General features: G+C 71.8%; 13 protein-coding genes and 1 pseudogene. 5 read left to right on the top strand and 9 right to left on the bottom strand.

Annotation, left to right across the window (positions count from 1 at the left end; translation table 11 throughout):
- Positions 1-161 precede the first annotated feature (161 nt).
- Positions 162-1,439 (top strand): phosphoribosylamine--glycine ligase, encoded by a 1,278-nt coding sequence (gene purD, locus ACTB72_RS15050; RefSeq protein WP_463037818.1) that lies wholly within the window; start codon positions 162-164, stop codon positions 1,437-1,439.
- A gap of 107 nt (positions 1,440-1,546) precedes the next feature.
- Here the strand turns inward: purD and dnaA are convergent, their stop codons facing one another.
- The 6 genes from dnaA to mutM form a co-directional block, all read right to left on the bottom strand.
- The gene (dnaA, locus tag ACTB72_RS15045) at positions 1,547-3,229 is read right to left on the bottom strand and encodes a chromosomal replication initiator protein DnaA (RefSeq protein WP_463037817.1); all 1,683 of its coding nucleotides are present in this window, start codon (positions 3,227-3,229) and stop codon (positions 1,547-1,549) included.
- 394 nt (positions 3,230-3,623) lie between these two features.
- Positions 3,624-4,091: a rhodanese-like domain-containing protein gene (locus tag ACTB72_RS15040; RefSeq protein WP_463037816.1), complete on the bottom strand. Its 468-nt coding sequence runs from the start codon at positions 4,089-4,091 to the stop codon at positions 3,624-3,626.
- Between the two features lie 518 nt (positions 4,092-4,609).
- On the bottom strand, positions 4,610-4,879 hold the full coding sequence (rpsT, locus tag ACTB72_RS15035) for a 30S ribosomal protein S20 (protein WP_463037819.1): 270 nt from the start codon (positions 4,877-4,879) through the stop codon (positions 4,610-4,612).
- A gap of 64 nt (positions 4,880-4,943) precedes the next feature.
- The gene (locus ACTB72_RS15030) at positions 4,944-6,959 is read right to left on the bottom strand and encodes a putative bifunctional diguanylate cyclase/phosphodiesterase (protein WP_463037815.1); all 2,016 of its coding nucleotides are present in this window, start codon (positions 6,957-6,959) and stop codon (positions 4,944-4,946) included.
- A gap of 591 nt (positions 6,960-7,550) precedes the next feature.
- Complete coding sequence (locus ACTB72_RS15025; RefSeq protein ID WP_463037814.1) at positions 7,551-8,327, bottom strand: enoyl-CoA hydratase; 777 nt, start codon at positions 8,325-8,327, stop codon at positions 7,551-7,553.
- Between the two features lie 101 nt (positions 8,328-8,428).
- The gene (mutM, locus tag ACTB72_RS15020; RefSeq protein WP_463037813.1) at positions 8,429-9,289 is read right to left on the bottom strand and encodes a bifunctional DNA-formamidopyrimidine glycosylase/DNA-(apurinic or apyrimidinic site) lyase; all 861 of its coding nucleotides are present in this window, start codon (positions 9,287-9,289) and stop codon (positions 8,429-8,431) included.
- A 37-nt stretch (positions 9,290-9,326) separates the two neighbouring features.
- Between mutM and ubiE the strand changes: the two genes are divergently transcribed.
- Together ubiE and ubiB are read left to right on the top strand one after the other, a co-directional pair.
- Positions 9,327-10,100: a bifunctional demethylmenaquinone methyltransferase/2-methoxy-6-polyprenyl-1,4-benzoquinol methylase UbiE gene (ubiE, locus tag ACTB72_RS15015; protein WP_463037812.1), complete on the top strand. Its 774-nt coding sequence runs from the start codon at positions 9,327-9,329 to the stop codon at positions 10,098-10,100.
- A complete protein-coding gene (gene ubiB / locus ACTB72_RS15010; protein WP_463037811.1) occupies positions 10,100-11,641 on the top strand; it encodes a 2-polyprenylphenol 6-hydroxylase in 1,542 nt (513 codons plus the stop codon). Before ubiE ends, ubiB begins: the two co-directional genes overlap by 1 nt.
- Before the next feature lie 225 nt (positions 11,642-11,866).
- Here ubiB and ACTB72_RS15005 read toward each other — a convergent pair whose 3' ends face one another.
- The 3 genes from ACTB72_RS15005 to ACTB72_RS14995 all read right to left on the bottom strand — a co-directional run bounded on the left by ACTB72_RS15005 (position 11,867) and on the right by ACTB72_RS14995 (position 14,953).
- Complete coding sequence (locus ACTB72_RS15005; protein ID WP_463037810.1) at positions 11,867-12,316, bottom strand: PaaI family thioesterase; 450 nt, start codon at positions 12,314-12,316, stop codon at positions 11,867-11,869.
- Positions 12,317-12,413: 97 nt separating this feature from the next.
- On the bottom strand, positions 12,414-13,550 hold the full coding sequence (locus ACTB72_RS15000) for a YcjF family protein (protein ID WP_463037809.1): 1,137 nt from the start codon (positions 13,548-13,550) through the stop codon (positions 12,414-12,416).
- Entirely contained in the window at positions 13,547-14,953 is a 1,407-nt protein-coding gene (locus ACTB72_RS14995; protein ID WP_463037808.1) for a YcjX family GTP-binding protein, read from the bottom strand. Before ACTB72_RS14995 ends, ACTB72_RS15000 begins: the two co-directional genes overlap by 4 nt.
- 14 nt (positions 14,954-14,967) lie before the next feature.
- Between ACTB72_RS14995 and mutS the strand changes: the two genes are divergently transcribed.
- Complete coding sequence (gene mutS / locus ACTB72_RS14990; protein ID WP_463037807.1) at positions 14,968-16,428, top strand: DNA mismatch repair protein MutS; 1,461 nt, start codon at positions 14,968-14,970, stop codon at positions 16,426-16,428.
- Positions 16,425-16,591 (top strand): annotated as a pseudogene (locus tag ACTB72_RS14985) (peptidase); the annotation flags it as partial. The gene mutS and the pseudogene ACTB72_RS14985, both read left to right, overlap by 4 nt.

Here is a 16,591-nt window from a genome sequence, read left to right as displayed (position 1 = left end):
GCGCGCCTTCGGGCAAGGGCGCGGGGGCCCCGGCGCGGCCCTCGCCCCGCCCGTCGCGCGGCTCCCGCCCCGGCCGCCCGCGCAGGCGTCTGGACCTCCGCCCCCCGCTGCCGTAACGAGCCCCCCACTATCCGAAAACGACAAGACCGGAGCGAGCGCGCATGGACATCCTCATTCTCGGCGGCGGCGGGCGGGAACATGCGCTCGCGTGGAAGATCGCGCAGAGCCCGCTTTGCGGCCGTCTGGTCTGTGCGCCGGGCAACGCCGGCATCGCCGAGCTCGCCGACTGCATCGCGCTCGATCCCCAGAACCCCGCCCAGGTCGCCGCCTGGGCCAAGGGCGCCGGCATCGGCCTGGTGGTCGTGGGCCCCGAGGCGCCGCTCGCCGCCGGCGTCGCCGACGCGGTGCGCGCCGCCGGCATCCCCTGCTTCGGCCCGTCGGCCGAGGCCGCCCGCCTCGAAAGCTCCAAGACCTTCACCAAGGAGATCGCGGACGCCGTCGGCGCCCCCACCGCCGCCTGGGCGCGTTTTTCGGACGCCGCTGCGGCGCGCGACTACATTCAGGCCCAGGGCGCCCCCATCGTGGTCAAGGCCGACGGCCTCGCCGCCGGCAAGGGCGTGGTGGTGGCCGAGACCGTCGCCCAGGCCTGCGAGGCCGTCGACGACATGCTCGGCGGCGCCTTCGGCGCCGCCGGCGCCTCGGTGGTGATCGAGGAATTCATGGACGGCGAGGAAGTCAGCCTCTTCGCCATTTCCGACGGGACCACGGTCGCCGCGCTCGGCGCCGCCCAGGACCACAAGCGCGCCCATGACGGCGACGAAGGCCCCAACACCGGCGGCATGGGCGCCTATTCCCCGGCCCCGGTGCTGACGCCCGCGATGGAGGCCGACGTCATGGCCCGCATCGTGCGCCCCGTCATCGCCGAGATGGCCCGTCGCGGAACCCCTTTCCAGGGCGTGCTTTTCGCCGGGCTTATGCTGACGCCCGCCGGTCCGCGGCTGGTCGAGTTCAACGTCCGCTTCGGCGACCCCGAATGCCAGGTGCTGATGATGCGCCTCGAAAGCGACCTCGTCCCCTTGTTGCTCGCCTGCGCCACCGGCGAGGGGCTGGAGGATCTGCCCGTCGACTGGCATGACGAGGCCGCGGCCACGGTGGTCGTCGCCGCCAACGGCTATCCGGGCGCCTACGCCAGGGGCGAGCCGATCCGCGGCATCCCCGCCGCCGAGTCCGACCCGCTGGCGGTGGTCTTCCACGCCGGCACCCGCGCCTCGGGCCCCGAGACCCTGTCCGACGGCGGCCGGGTCCTGGCGGTGACCGCGCGCGGCGACAGCCTGGCCGAGGCCGTGGCCCGCGCCTATCGCGCCGTGGCGAAGCTCGACTGGCCGGGCGGCTTCCACCGCACCGACATCGGCGCGCGGGAACTCGGCCGGGGGCTTTGAACGAAGGGTTCGGGGGCGGGCGCAAAGCGGGAACGTGGTGACGGCGGGTTTGCACCCGCCCTACGCCGTTGCTCGTAGGGCGGGTGCAAACCCGCCGCTCGCGCCAACTACGCCTCCAGCATCCGCCGCAGCAGTTCGAGATCCTCGGCCATCTGGCTGTCGGTGTCCTTCAGCTTCTCGATGGTCTTGCAGGCGTGGATCACCGTGGTGTGGTCGCGCCCGCCGAAGCGCCGCCCGATCTCGGGCAGGCTTTTCGAGGTCAGCGATTTCGAGAGATACATCGCCACCTGACGGGGCCGCGCCACCGCGCGCGCCCGGCGGGGCGAGAGCAGATCGGTCATCCGCACGTTGTAATGCGCCGCGACCTTGCGCTGGATCTCCTCCACCGTGACCTTGCGGTCCGAGGCGCGCAGGATGTCGGCGAGGCATTCCTGCGCCATGTCCATGTCCGCCGGCCGCCCCACCAGGCTCGCGAAAGCCATCAGCCTTGTCAGCGCGCCTTCCAGCACCCGCACGTTGGACGAGATCCGGTGGGCGAGGAATTCCAGCACGCGGGGCAGGATATCCACCTCCGGGTGCGTATGGGCCAGCATCTCGTGCTTCGATTGCAGGATTCCGAGCCGCAGCTCGTAATCCGTCGGGTGCAGGTCGACCACCAGGCCCCATTGCAGGCGCGAGCGGATCCGCTCCTCCAGCCCGTCGATGTCCACCGGATTGCGGTCGCCCGAAATCACCACCTGCTTGCCCTGGTCGACCAGAGCATTGAAGGTGTGGAAAAATTCCTCTTGGGTCGAGTCCTTGCCGGCGATGAACTGCACGTCGTCGATCATCAGCACGTCGACCGAGCGGAACAGCTGCTTGAACCCGATCATGTCGCGCGACCGCAGCGCCTGCACGAAGCGGTACATGAACTGCTCCGCGGTCAGCAGCACCACGCGGGCCTCGGGGCGGGTCTCGATCAGGCGCCAGGCCATGGCGTGCATCAGGTGGGTCTTGCCGAGGCCCGAAGCGGAATAAAGAAACAGCGGGTTGAAGGTGACCTCGCCGCCTTCGGCCACCCGGCGGGCGGCGGCGTGCGCCAGCTCGTTGGGCTTGCCGACCACGAAGCGGTCGAAGGTGAAGCGGGGGTCGAGCGGCAGCGAGGGCGAGTCGCTCGGGTCGCTCTGGTCGCCCGGCTGGCGGGTCACCCGGATCGGGGTCGGCCCGCCGGCGCCGGAGCGCGTGGCGTGCGACTCGGCCCGGTCGTTGCGTTCGTCCCCACGATACTCGTCGCGGCGGTCATCGCGACGGTCGTCCCGGTGATCGGATCGGTGCTCCGGCCGACGCTCTTCCCGCGGCTCGGCGCGTTTCTCGGCGCGGGGCGCCCGCGCGGCGGCGACGCGGCGCGCCTCGGGCCCGGCGGCGGCAGGCTGCGCCGGCTCTCCGCGCGGCGGCGCCCGGAATTCCAGCCGCGAGATTCCGCCGAATTCGTCGCGCATCAGCCGCAGCAGGGCGTCGGCGTAGTGCCGGTCGATCCAGTCGGCGATGAACACGGTCGGGGCGGCGAGCCGCGCCACCCCGTTCTCGATCCCGCCGGGCGACAGCTGCGACACCCAGCTGTCATGCGGACCCTGCCCCAGCTCGCGCCGCGAGCGCTCCAGCACCCGGGACCAGCCCTCCTCCTGCTCGGACGCGGCCATGATCCGCGGCCCGACGCCGGAATCCTTCCCCGCGCCCCGCCCTTGTTCGGGCAGGTTCGGCGAGGATGCGGACTCGGCGGCCGGGCGCTCGAGGCGGTCCATGGCGGGCATCTTGTCTCCTTCTCGCCGGGGGATGGCGTCCGGCGAAGGCGTTGCGCGCGACGACGGCCGCCCCGCGTCCAGGAGGAGCGCGGCGGTGACGACGAGCGATGGGCGGCGGCGGAGGGCGGCGGATAGACATTACCCGTCGCCGGATCGAGCGGTTCCCAGTCGGTTTTGCGATCGCGAGCTTCTGCGTTCTCGTCGATTCAGGTTTACAAGGGCGTCCTCATGCCGGCGCCCTTGGCGGCGCCGATTCGATAGATTTCCGCATCGGCGCGATGGCCGGACCAATCCGGTCCGGTTGGTCGTTCCCTCCCTCTCTCGCGGCGCGGGGCGCGGATCGGGAATGCGTTCGGATCCGGGCGCCGCGACTCGGGCGACCGGGCCTGCGCCGCGGCGTCGGTCAGCTCTGCCGCCAGGGCAGTCCGCGGACCTTCCATCCGTTGAGCGTGCCGCGCTGGCCTTCGGGATCGAGGTCGCCCTCGAAGCCTTCCGCCACGTTGCAGCAGCGCGCCGTCGCGCCGCGTTCGGCCAGCGCGCGGGTCATCGCCAGCGCGGCCTCCTGCGAGCGGCCGCCGGAGCGACACAGGAACAGCAGCTTGCCGGGCAGCGCGTCGCCGAAGGCGTCCAGCAGCTGCGCGGCGAATTCGGGATTGGGGCTCATGTCCGGGTAGCGGCGCCACTCGACCAGCAGCGGCTGGGCGCCCACGGGAGACAGGTCCGGCAGCCCGACGAAGGCCCATTCGGCGCGGGTGCGCACATCGATCAGCGCGGCGTCGCCGTCGGACAGGGCCTGGAAGGCCTGCTGGGGCGAAAGCTGGGCGATGCCGGCGATGGTTCCGCCGTCCATTGACCCCTCGTCGTCGGACACGCGCATCCCTCCTGGTGTTCGCCGGCCCGTCGGGGCCGTCTCGTTTCTGGAATCGCCCTGCATGGTAGGCAGGGCGACGGGTCGCTATCAAGCCGAAGCGACAGGCCGCGACCAAGTTTCTCGCAAGTCACTGAAGCGAAAAGGCCCCTTAAAATTATCTGCAAAATAGTTGATCGAGTCGACGCACAAATATTCGCATCCCGATATTCTCGGGATGTTCAGGGGTGGCGCATCACGTATTCGGAGAGTCGTCCGCCAAGGCATGGCGACGGGCAGATATTACTGCGGAGAGGCCCTGACTCGCAACAGGGCGAAATCAGGAACATGTCCATGGCGCGACGGAAACATGACGCGCACGTCATTGCACGCCCGACCGCGCAGGCGGTCGGAACGACCCGGGCGCGACCACGCGCCCGGCGACGGACCAACGAGGGTCCGTCCCTGGGATCGATCCGAAGCGGGATCTCCCGTCCCGTCGCGGCTCCCCCAGGGGAGGCCGCCGGCGACGGGAAGGCAGGTCAGGCCGTCGCCAGCGCCTTAACGCGGGCCGACAGGCGCGAGACCTTGCGCGAGGCGGTGTTCTTGTGGAGCACGCCCTTGGTGACGCCGCGCATGATTTCCGGCTGAGCGGTGCGCAGGGCGTCGGCGGCCTTGGTGACGTCCCCGGAGGCGATCGCCTCTTCGACCTTCCGGAGGAAGGTGCGAATGCGGCTGCGCCGGGCCTTGTTGACCTCAGTGCGCCGCTCGGTCTGACGGATGCGCTTGCGCGCGGACGGCGAATTGGCCATCTGTGATTCCCAGATCTGTGTCATCAACGTGAGGCGGCGCGTATACACGCGCCCCTCGGCGGGGTCAATGCGCCGGCGCCCGACGCCGCGCCTCCGGACCGTCCGACCCGAAAAACGGACCGAGCGGAGGACGCGCTGCAGCGGCCGCGAGCCAGGGACCGATCCGGTCCGCCGGCATCGGCGCCGCCACCGCATAGCCTTGCGCGACGCCGCAGCCAAGCCCTGCAGCGATCCGCGCATGCGATCGGGTCTCCACCCCTTCGGCGATCACCTCGATCTCCAGCGCCGCCGCCATCGCCGCCAACGCCCGGATCACCTCGCGCCCGGGGGCGGTTCCGAGCCCGTGACGCAGCACCTGACGGTGGATCTTGATGCGGCGCGGGCGCAACGCCAGCAGGGTCGAGACCCCGGCCCGCCCCACCCCGAAATCCGACAGCTCGGCATCGGCGCCGAGACTGGTCAGCAGGTCGGCGGTCCAGCGCAGCGGGTCGTCCGAATCGCCGGCGCGATGCGAATCGCTCAGCGCGAAGGCCAGCGCGCCGGGCGGAAGCGCCGCGGCGCGGATCAGTCCGGCGAGCACCGGATCGGCCAGCAGCCCCCGCCCGGCGTTCAGGGTCAGCGGCGGGCATTCGCCGTCCGGGCCCGGGTCGCGCCACCCGGCGCGGTCGCTCAGCGCGCGGGCCAGCATGGCGCGGTCGATCTCGGTCAGGGTTCCGGCCTCGGCCGCGGCATGGAGGAAATCGGCCGGGGCCAGGATCCCGCGCTCGGGATGGCGCCAGCGGGCCACGCCCTCGATCCCGGTGACGACGCCGTCGGAAAGCGAGACGCGGGGCTGGTACCAAGGCTCGAACTCGGCCTGCTCCAGTCCGCGGGCGATGTCGTCGGTCAGGCGCCGTGCGGCGTCGGCCTCCCGGCGCAGCGCCTCGCCGAACAGCTCCGCCCGCCCGCGCCCCAGGCGCTTGGCGCGGTAGAGCGCGAGGTCCGCGTCCGCCAGCGTCCGGCGCGGCGAATCGTGGCCCGGCCGCAGGAAGGCGATGCCCACCGTCGCCCCGTAGCGGCAGAGCTGGCCGCGATAGGGGATCGGGCGGCGGGCCTCCTCGATGATTCGGCCCGCCATGGCCAAGGCCGTCTCCTCCGGACGGGTGCAGGCGGCGACGATCACGAATTCGTCGCCGCCGATGCGGGCCACGAAGTCGCCTTCGCGCACGCAGGCGCGCAGGATGTCGGCCATCCGCCGCAGCACCCGGTCGCCGGCGTCGTGGCCGAGCGTGTCGTTGATCGCCTTGAAGCGGTCGAGGTCGATCAGCATCACCGCCAGGCGCGAGTCGGCGCGGTCGTCGCGCCTGAGCGCGGAGGCGTCGCGCGCAGCGATCCCGTCCAGCACCCGGTCGAGGAAGCGCCGGTTGGGCAGCCCGGTCAGCGCGTCGTGCAGGGCGGCGCGCTCGGCCTCGTCGCGGACCTTGAGCAGGGCCCGGGCCCGCTGCTCCGCCTCGCGCCGGGCGCGCGAGATCTCGCGCTGGGCGCGCAGGCGGCGGGCCGCGTTGCGGTGCAGGTGGGCGTAGATCACCGCCAGCAGGGCGGCGAGCATCACCGAGGCCATCATGCCGACCGCGGCGGCGCGGGAGGGATGGGGCCACTGGTCGGCCAGGGTCAGCGCGTAGGGCGACAGGAACACGGCGAGCAGGGCGGCCTGCCGGATCAGGTTGAGCCGGGGCAGCATGTCGTGGACCAGCGCCGAATAGGCCGAGAGCCCGAGAGTGACGGCCGAGACGAGGCTGACCATGTCCGGCCCGCCGATGGCGGCGAGCGCCAGCAGGCACACGACGGTCACCGCCACATTGGCGCCGCCGACCAGATGGACCCTTCGCAGGGTGGCGGGGCGGGCGCGCTGGCGCTCGGGCATCCGCGCGACGCCGCGCAGGGCCAGCCGCTCGGCCGCCTCGGCCAGCAAGGCGGGCAGGAACACCGCGGCGCAGACCAGCGGCGGGGCGAATTGCAGGGCGATCAGGAAGGTGGTGGCCGCGGCGGCGAGGCAGAGCGGCAGGTTCGCGATGCGGGCGCGGGCGTAGCGACGCAGCATGACCGCGCGTTCGGCGCGCGCGAACTGGCATGGGTTGTCGCGGAAGGGGGCGCCCTCGGGCGCATCGCCGGTCGGAACGGCGAGCTGCCGCAGGTCATGCGCAGACGCGCCCAGCGGGCAGACGCCGGCGGCGGAGCAGCCGGGGGAGAAGCAATCGGGGGTGCCATCGGGCGCATGATCAGGCCCGGCGTCGGGCAGGCGCGTCTCCGACGCATGGGCCGCGTGGCCCGAGCCCGCGCATGCGGGGACGGCCAGGGCTGGATGCGGCTGTCCGCGCGCGGTCCGGTCCGGCGTTTTCGGGTCGAGCGTCGGTCGAACCGGCGCCCCCCGGTCCGGGGTTTCCCGATCTGGCGGGGCCCCCGCCGCGTGCCGCCGCCGGGTCTCGGCCGGCGGCGCGAACGCCTCTTGATCGGGCGCAGGCGCGCCCGTCGATTTCCGTTCCATCGCACCGACCCCATCAGGGTTCCCACAACCCGGCGGGCGGCCTGAGGGGCCGGCGTTTAGATTCGGTAACGGCGCGCCGCATCGGCGGGCGCTTTCAGGCGCTCTTCCGGCCCGGTTCCGCGGAGCCGGGCCGGAAGAGCGCGCAGATCAGCGGCCGCGGAACTGCGGGGCGCGCTTTTCGACGAAGGCGGCCATGCCCTCCTTCTGGTCCTCGGAGGCGAAGAGCCCGTGGAACAGCCGGCGCTCGAACAGCACGCCCTCGGCCAGCCCGGTCTCGAAGGCGCGGTTCACCGCCTCTTTCGCCGCCATCGAGGCGATGGGGGATTTCTCGGCGATCTTGGCCGCGACGGCCATCGCCTCCTCCATCAGCTTGTCGGCGGGGATGACGCGCGACACCAGCCCGGCGCGCTCGGCCTCCTCGGCGTTCATGAAGCGCCCGGTCAGGCACATCTCCATCGCCTTGGCCTTGCCCACCGCCTTGGTCAGGCGCTGCGTCCCGCCCATGCCGGGGATCACGCCCAGATTGATCTCGGGCTGTCCGAACTTGGCGCTGTCGGCGGCGAGGATGAAGTCGCACAGCATCGCCAGCTCGCACCCGCCCCCCAGGGCGTAGCCGGCCACCGCGGCGATGATCGGCGTGCGGATCCGCTCCACCCCGCGCGACTTGTCGGCGAAGAAGTCCAGGCGGAACATCTCGGTCGCCGTCTTCTCCGACATCTCCTTGATGTCGGCCCCGGCCGCGAAGGCCTTCTCCGAGCCGGTCACCACGATGCAACGCACCCGGTCGTCGGCGTCGAACTTCATCAGGGCTTCGTTCAGCTCTCCCAGGAGCTCCTGGTTCAGCGCGTTGAGCGCTTCGGGACGGTTGAGCTTGACGAGCCCCACATGGTCGCGGGTCTCGACGATCAGGTTGGCGTAGGCCATCGGGCCCCTCCTGCTGCTTCGGCATCCCCGGGCGCTGCGACGCCCTCGGAGGCGCGGGTGTTAACGCCGTGGCGAAGACCGTTCAAGGCGTGTGGCGAAAGTCACGTCTGGCATGTCGGACAGTGAAAGCTGGAACGCCCGGATTGCACAAGCCGCTCGACGACCCCGCGGCACCCGGGGCGGGGGCAGGGCTCTCCCTCGCGTCCGTAGACCGCGAAACTGTGCTGGAAATATCCCAGTTCGCCCGACGCCTGGCGGTAATCCCGGAGCGAGGAGCCCCCCGCCTCGATCGCCGCCTCCAGCACCGCGCGGATCGCGGCCGCCAGCATCTCCAGCCGTTTGGCCGATATCTTCCCTCCGGGAAGGTCAGGGGCGATTCCCGCCCGCCACAGCGCCTCGCACACGTAGATGTTGCCCAGCCCGCAGACGATTCGCTGGTCGAGCAGCAGGGCCTTCGCCGGGGCGGCGCGACCCTCGAAGCGGGTGACGAGCAGGTCGGCCGAAAAGGCGTTGCCGAGCGGCTCGGGCCCCAGTCCGGCCAGCAGGCGGTGCGTCGTCTCGCCGCCTGCAGGGATCAGGTCCATGGCCCCGAAGCGGCGGGCGTCGTTGAAGGTGACGGTCGCCCCGCCTTCCAGCCGGAATACCACATGGTCGTGCTTGGCGGGCGTCGCGATGGCATGTGCGAAGACGCCGGGCGCGGTCGCCACCCCCGCCTCGATCAGCATTCGCCCCGTCATTCCAAGGTGGATCAGCAGGATTTCCCCCGATCCGAGGTCCGCGAGGATGTATTTCGACCGCCGCCGCAACCGCTCGATCCGGGCGCCGGTCAGGCGTTCGGCGAAGCGTTCGGGGAAGGGCCAGCGCAGGTCCGGGCGCCGCTGCTCGACCTCCAGCAGGCGCCTGCCTTCCATCACGGGGACGAGCCCGCGTCTCACTGTCTCGACTTCCGGGAGTTCAGGCATATTTCGGGCGGGAGTCCTTGGGGCTATAGGGGGGGTCATGAGCAACGCATCCGATACCGGCGATCAGCCCGGCGCCACAACGCATTTCGGTTTCCGCGACGTGCCGGAAGGGGAGAAGGCCGGGCTTGTGCGCGGCGTGTTCTCCTCCGTCGCCTCGCGCTACGACCTGATGAACGACCTGATGTCGGGGGGCGTCCACCGGCTGTGGAAGGACGCGCTGATCGACTGGATGGCCCCGCGCCCCGGCATGAAGCTGCTGGATGTGGCGGGGGGGACGGGCGACATCTCGTTCCGCTTCCTCAAGCGCCTGAAGGGGCGGGGGGAGGCGACGGTCTGCGACCTGACCGCCGACATGCTGGAGGAAGGCCGCCGCCGCGCCGACGCGCAGGGGTTTGCGGGACAGCTCGACTGGGTGGTCGGCGACGCGATGGCGCTGCCGTTCGAGGACAGGTCCTTCGACGCCTTCACCATCGCCTTCGGCATCCGCAACGTGACCCGGCCCGAGGCGGCGCTGGCCGAAGCCTACCGGGTGCTGAAACCCGGCGGCCGCTTCATGTGCCTCGAGTTCAGCCAGATCCCCGAGGCCGGGCTGCAACGGCTCTACGACGCCTATTCGTTCAACGTGATCCCGGCGATGGGCCGCGCGGTGACCGGGGATCGGGACAGCTACCAGTATCTGGTCGAGTCCATCCGCAAATTCCCGGATCAGGAGACGTTCCTCGACATGGTGCGCGCCGCGGGCTTCGGCCGGGCGAGCTACCGCAACTACACGCTGGGGGTCGCCGCGATCCATTCCGGCTGGCGGATCTGATGACCGTCATATCCAATGTCTGGCGTCTGGCGCGTACCGCGGCGACCTTCCAGCGCACCGGCGCCATGGCCGAGGCGCTGGAGGCGATGGACGCGCCCCGCGCCGTGCGCATCGCCGCCCGCGTGCTCGGCTGGCCGCTGTCGCCGCTGGGGCTGGAGGGCGATCCGTCGCTGCCCCCCGCGCCGCGCGCGCTGACCGCGCTCGGCCCGGCCTATGTCAAATTCGGCCAGTTGCTCTCCACCCGTCCCGACGTGGCCGGCGAGAAGATCGCCCGCGACCTGCGCGTGCTTCAGGACCGGATCGCGCCGTTCCCGCTGGCGGAGGCGCGGGCGCAGGTGGAGCATGAGCTCGGCCGCCCGGTGGACGAGATCTTTTCGGAATTCGGCCCCGCGGTCGCCGCCGCCTCCATCGCCCAGGTGCATCCGGCGGTGGTTCGGGCGACGGGCCGCAAGGTCGCGGTGAAGGTGCTGCGCCCGGGGGTGGAGCGCGCCTTCCGCCAGGACGTCGACGCGTTCTGGTTCATCGCCAAAACCATCGAGATGCTGGCCCCGTCCTCGCGCCGTCTGCGCCCGCGCGCCGTCATCGCCCATTTCGAGGGCGTGGTGATGACCGAGCTCGACCTGCGGCTTGAGGCGGCCGCGGCGGCGGAATTCCGCGCCAACACCGCGGAGGACGAGGGTTTCGGCGTCCCCGAAGTGCTCTGGGCCCATTCCGCGCGCCGGGTGATGACCTTGGAGTGGGTGGACGGCGACCCGATGGGCGACGTCGAGCTGCTGGCGGCGCGCGGGCATGACCTGGTGCCGCTGGGGTCGTTCATCATCCGCTCGTTCCTGCGCCACGCGCTGCGCGACGGGTTCTTCCATGCCGACATGCATCAGGGGAACCTGAAGCTCGCCCGCGACGGCACCCTGATCGCGCTGGATTTCGGGATCATGGGGCGGATCGACCCCTATACCCGCCGGGTCTACGCCGAGATCCTGCTGGGCTTCCTGCGCCGCGACTACCGTCGGGTGGCGGAGGTGCATTTCGAGGCGGGCTACGTCCCCGCCGACCGGGATCTGGAGGCCTTCGCCCAGGCGCTCCGCTCCATCGGGGAGCCGATCTTCGGGCAGGACGCGGCGAACATCTCGATGGCGCGGCTGCTGGCGCATCTCTTCGACGTGACCGAGCGTTTCGGGATGGAGACGCGGACCGAGCTGATCCTGCTGCAGCGGACCATGGTGGTGGTGGAGGGGGTGGCGCGCACGCTCGACCCCAACCTCAATATGTGGCGGGCGAGCCAGCCGGTGGTCGAGGACTGGATGAAGGACAATCTGGGGCCCAAGGCGATCCGCCGGGACCTGGTGGCGACCGCCATGGTCCTCGCCCGCTTCGGCCCGCGCCTGCCCGAGATCGCCGAGCGGATGCTCAAGCGCGCCGCGTCGGACGTGGTGGAGGAGGCGACGCCCCAGGGTCTCGGCACGGGGGCGGGCATCGCGCTCGCCGCCGCCGCGGGCTTCGGGGGCGCGCTGATCGGCGCGGCGGCGGTCCAGCTGTTCTGACGGCGCGCGAAGCGCCGCGTCGAGGTCGCGCCGGCGGCGCCGCCCCGCCCGCGGCGCGCTGTGACCGGGGCGCCGGTCCGGCCGTCTCCCCGGCCCATCGGAAGGCGCGGCCTGCGGGCGGAGAAACCTCGACGCCCGCGCCCGCGGTTCAACGCGCCGCGGGCGGACGGGCGCCGCACGCGCGACCTCGGCGCGGCGCTTTCGCGACCCGTGGCCGCGCGCGGATCAGCTCCGCTTCATGCCCTTCTTGATGGTGCCGGAGAAGGCGAGGCACGGTCGTCCCTCCGCCGTCACGATGCCGCGCACGAAGATCATCGAGCCGCCGGCCCGCACCACCTCGCCCCGCGCCTCGATGAAATCGCCGATCTTGGCCGCGTCGAGGAACTCGGTGTTCATGGTCACCGTCACCGACCAGTCCGAGCCCTTCAGCGCGTCGGTGGCGATGTTGAAGAGCGCATTGTCGGCCAGCGCCATCAGCGCCCCGCCATGCACCACGCCGAGCCCGTTGCGGTGCCGCTCATCGGCCCGCATCGCGGTGACGATGGAGCGGTCGGGCTCGCGCCGCGAATAGGCCGGCCCGGCGATTTCGAGGAAATGCTGGGCCACCTGGCGGCGCCAGCCCTTGAACTCGCCCTCCTCCACCAGGATCGCGCGCGGCTTGGTGTCTTCCTGCATCGGGTCGTCTCCCCCCTCTCCTCCGCGCCATACCGGCGGGAATGTCGTTGGGTCGGGAGTAGCGCGGCCGCGCCCGGATGGCCAGAGGCGGGGAGGCTCAGGGCGCGTCGGCCTTCCGCTCGGCCCCGGCCGCGCCGCCCAGATCGGTCAGCGCGCGGGCGACCATGCCTCGCGCGGTGGGCGCGCGCAGGGCGCGGAAGGGCAGCGGGCGGCAGACCTCGATGGTCGCGACCCCGACCCGCGCGGTCAGGGCGCCGTTCACCAATCCCTCGCCGAAACGCCGCGACAGGCGGGCCAGCACGCCGCCGCCGAGGATCGGGCCGATCAGGTCATCGGTCGCGGCCACCGCCCCGGTCGCCACCAGATGCGTCGCCACCGCCTTGAACAGCCGCCAGGCGCCCAGCGCGCCGCCGCGGCCGCCATAGATCTCGGCGATGCGGCGGATCATGCGCAGGTTCACGTAAAGCGCCGCCGCCACGTCCACGAACGGCAAGGGCGCCAGCGCGGTTGCGGTGGCGACCTGGCGGGCGGCGAGCTCGGCCGCCCGGCGCGCCTCGAGGTCGAGCTGGGTGAGCCAGGCGCGCTCCGCCAGTTCGATCAGCGATTCCGCGTCCACCGCCTCGCGCCGTCGCTCGGCCACTTCGGCATTGGCCCAGCCGAGATCCCTTCGGCCGCGATAGAGCAGCGCCAGCCGGTCCACCGCCCCCGCCGCCATGTCGCGGTCGTTGACGATCAGCGCCTTTTCGGCGGCGCGGCGCGCGGCGTCCATGCGCCCCAATCGGGCCAGCGCCAGCAGCTCGCGCGCGAGGCCCACGATCAGCGCCGCGAGCGCGATGGCCCCCAGCACCGCGGCGGCCAGCCCCAGCGCCGGGTTGTCGGCGATCAGGCCGCGCACCCAGTTCACCGCGCCGACCACGATCATCATGCCGAAGAAGCCGCCGGCCGCCGACAGGAACCACCCGAACGCCCCCATTCCCCGGCGCCTCAGCGCGCCGAGCGCCGTGGCGCGCGACATCGCGGCGCCCGAGATCGGCGGCCCGTCGGGCTGCGGCGCTTCGCCGGGCGAGGGCGCGGGCTCGGCCAGCGCCGGGTCGCCGTCCTCGATCAGCAGCGGCGCGTCGCGCCCCCTCGCGGCCGCACCGGGCGGCGGCTTCGGCGCGTCGGCGGCGTGTTCGACGAAGGCGCCGGAGCCGGTCTCGGGTCGGTCGCCATTCGGACAGTCGGGGCGGGTCAAAGTCGGTCCCCCATCAGGAACTGCGCGGCGCGGTCCAGCCTTATATGCGGCGGCCCGTCGCCCGGTTTCGGGGCGAAGCGGGGGGGCGCGAAGGCCATGGCGCGGAAATCGGCGTCCGGCCAGGTCTCGGCCCCCGAGGCGGCCGCGGCGAGCAGGGCCGCCGGGCTCTCGGGCAGCGCGCCCGGGTAGAAGGCGGCGTCCTTGCCCGTCGTCTCCAGCCGCCCGCGCACGCAAAGCAGCTTGCGGCCGTCGCGCTCGATCTCCTGCTCGGTGGTGGCGCGCAGGGCGGCGATGGCCATGGCGCGGGTCTTCGCGCCCCGGAACGCGGCGCGGTCCTCGGCCTCGCGCAGCATGGCGCGCAGGATCGCGGTCAGCCGGTCATGCTGGGCGTGGTGGATATGGTCGGCCTTGGTGGCGGCGAACAGGATCCGGTCGATGCGCTTGCCCAGCAGCGGCGCGAGCCAGGAGCGGTCGCCGGGCCGGAACGCCTCCAGAACCTGGGGAAGGGCGCGGCGCAGATCCTCCACCGCGGCGGGGCCGGCGTCGAGCGCCGACAGCAGGTCCACCAACACCACCTGCCGGTCGAGCTTGGCGAAGTGGTCGCGGAAAAAGGGTTTCACCACCGCGCGCTTGTAGGCCTCGTAGCGGCGGTCGAGCTCGGCCCGCAGGCCTTTGCGGGGGCCGGGGGGCAGGGGGGCGAAGGCGAGGGCGGGGGAGCCCTCCATCTCGCCGGGCAACAGGAACCGGCCGGGGGCGAGACCGGAGAGGCCCGCCTCCCGGCAAGCGCCCAGATAGGCGGTGAAGGCGGCGGCGAGCTCGCGCGCGGCATCCTCCGAAAACGGCGTTTCCGCTGCGGCCTCGGCGCGGGCCAGCCATTCGGCGGCGAGCGGGGCGCGGGTGGGGGTGCGGGCGGCGGCGATGGCCTCGGCCGACCAGGCGGCGTAGCTGCGGGTCATCAGCGGCAGGTCGAGCAGCCACTCGCCGGGATAGTCGGTGATGTCGAGATGCAGCGAACGCGGCCCGGTCAGCCCGCCGAGCAGCCCGCCGGAGCGCAGACGAAAGCTGACTCGCAGAGTGGAGATGCGGCGGGTGCTCTCGGGCCAGCGCGGCTCGGGCGCCAGTAGCGCGGCGCGATGGGCTTCGTAGTCGAAGCGCGGGGTCTCGCGGTCGGGGCCGGGCTGCAGGACGGCCGCCTCGATCCGGCCCGAGGCCTGCGCCTCCAGCCCCGTCATGCGGCCGCGGTCCAGCAGGTTCGCGACCAGCGAGGTGATGAACACGGTCTTGCCGGCGCGGGCGAGGCCGGTGACGCCGAGGCGCAGGGTCGGTTCGGTGAGCGAGGAGACGCCCTCCTGGGCATCCTCGACCCAGCGGGCGATGTCGTCGGCGATGTCGAAGAGCCCCAAGCCCGTCTCCCCTCTTGTGGTGTCTCACCCCAGATATAGGCCGTTGGGCGCAGGTCGCGAGGGGGCATGCGCCGCGCAGGCCGCCCGAGGGCTGCGCCGGGTTGCTGCGCGCCGCCCTGCTCACTGAGCCCGCCGCGCTGGTGCGCGACGGTGGCGTGATCGCCGACGGGTTCGATGCCGAGCTCGACGAGCTGCGCGCCATCCAGACCAATTGCGACGGATTCCTGATCGAGCTGGAGCAGCGCGAGCGCGCACGCACCGGCATCACCAACCTGCGGGTGCAGTTCAACAAGGTGCACGGCTTCTACATCGAGGTCACGCAGGGCCAGGCGTCCAAGGTGCCCGACGACTACCGCCGCCGCCAGACGCTCAAGAACGCCGAGCGTTTCATCACGCCCGAGCTCAAGGCGTTTGAAGACAAGGCACTTTCAGCGCAAGACCGGGCGCTGGCGCGCGAGAAATGGCTGTACGAACAACTGCTCGACGCGCTGCAGAGCTTCATTGCCCCGCTCACCCAACTGGCGCGCGCCATGGCCGCGCTCGACGCCTTGTGTGCCCTGGCCGAGCGATCGCTCACGCTGAACTGGAACGCGCCGCAATTCGTGCCCGAGCCCTGCATCGACATTCGCGGCGGTCGCCACCCGGTGGTGGAAGCGCGGCTCAATGAAACCAGCGGTGGCAGCTTCATTGCGAACGACACCGTGCTCGGGCTCAAGCAACGCATGCAGGTGATCACCGGCCCCAACATGGGCGGCAAGAGCACCTACATGCGCCAGGTGGCGGTGATCGTGCTGCTGGCCAGCATGGGCAGCTTTGTGCCGGCGGCGGCCTGCCGGCTCGGCCCAGTCGACGCCATCCACACCCGCATCGGCGCGGCCGACGACCTGGCCAACGCGCAGTCCACCTTCATGGTGGAGATGACCGAAGCCGCGCAGATATTGCATGCGGCGACACCCGAGAGCCTGGTGCTGATGGACGAGATCGGCCGCGGCACCTCCACCTTCGACGGCCTGGCGTTGGCCGGCGGCATCGCCACCCACCTGCACGACAAGTCGCGCGCCTTCACGCTGTTCGCCACCCACTACTTCGAGCTCACCGAGTTTCCCGCTGGCCACCACGCGGCGGTCAACGTGCATGTGAGCGCGGTCGAAGCGGGGGGCAAGGCCGGCGGCATCGTCTTCCTGCACCAGATCGAGCCCGGCCCGGCCAGCCGCAGCTACGGCATCCAGGTCGCGCGGCTGGCCGGTGTGCCGGCCGGCGTGGTGCAGCATGCGCGCCACGCACTGGCCGCGCTGGAGGCCCAGAGCGAGGAAAGCCGCAGCCAGGTTGACCTGTTCGCCCCGCCACCTGCCACACTGGAGGTCGACGCCCACCCACTGCAGACCGCGCTGGAACGCATCGACCACGACACCCTGAGCCCGCGCGAAGCGCTGGAACAGCTCTACACCCTCAAGAAACTCATCGCTTCATCATGACTTACTGCGTCGCCGTCAAGCTCAACGCCGGCATGGTCTTCCTGTCCGACTCGCGCACCAACGCGGGCCTGGACCAGATCAGCACCTTCCGCAAAATGATCGTCTACGAAAAGCCGGGCGACCGCTTCATGTGCCTGCTCTCGGCCGGCAACCTGAGCGTCTC

The sequence above is a fragment of the Albimonas sp. genome (assembly GCF_055129145.1).
This window is presented reverse-complemented; position numbering and strand designations above follow the sequence as displayed.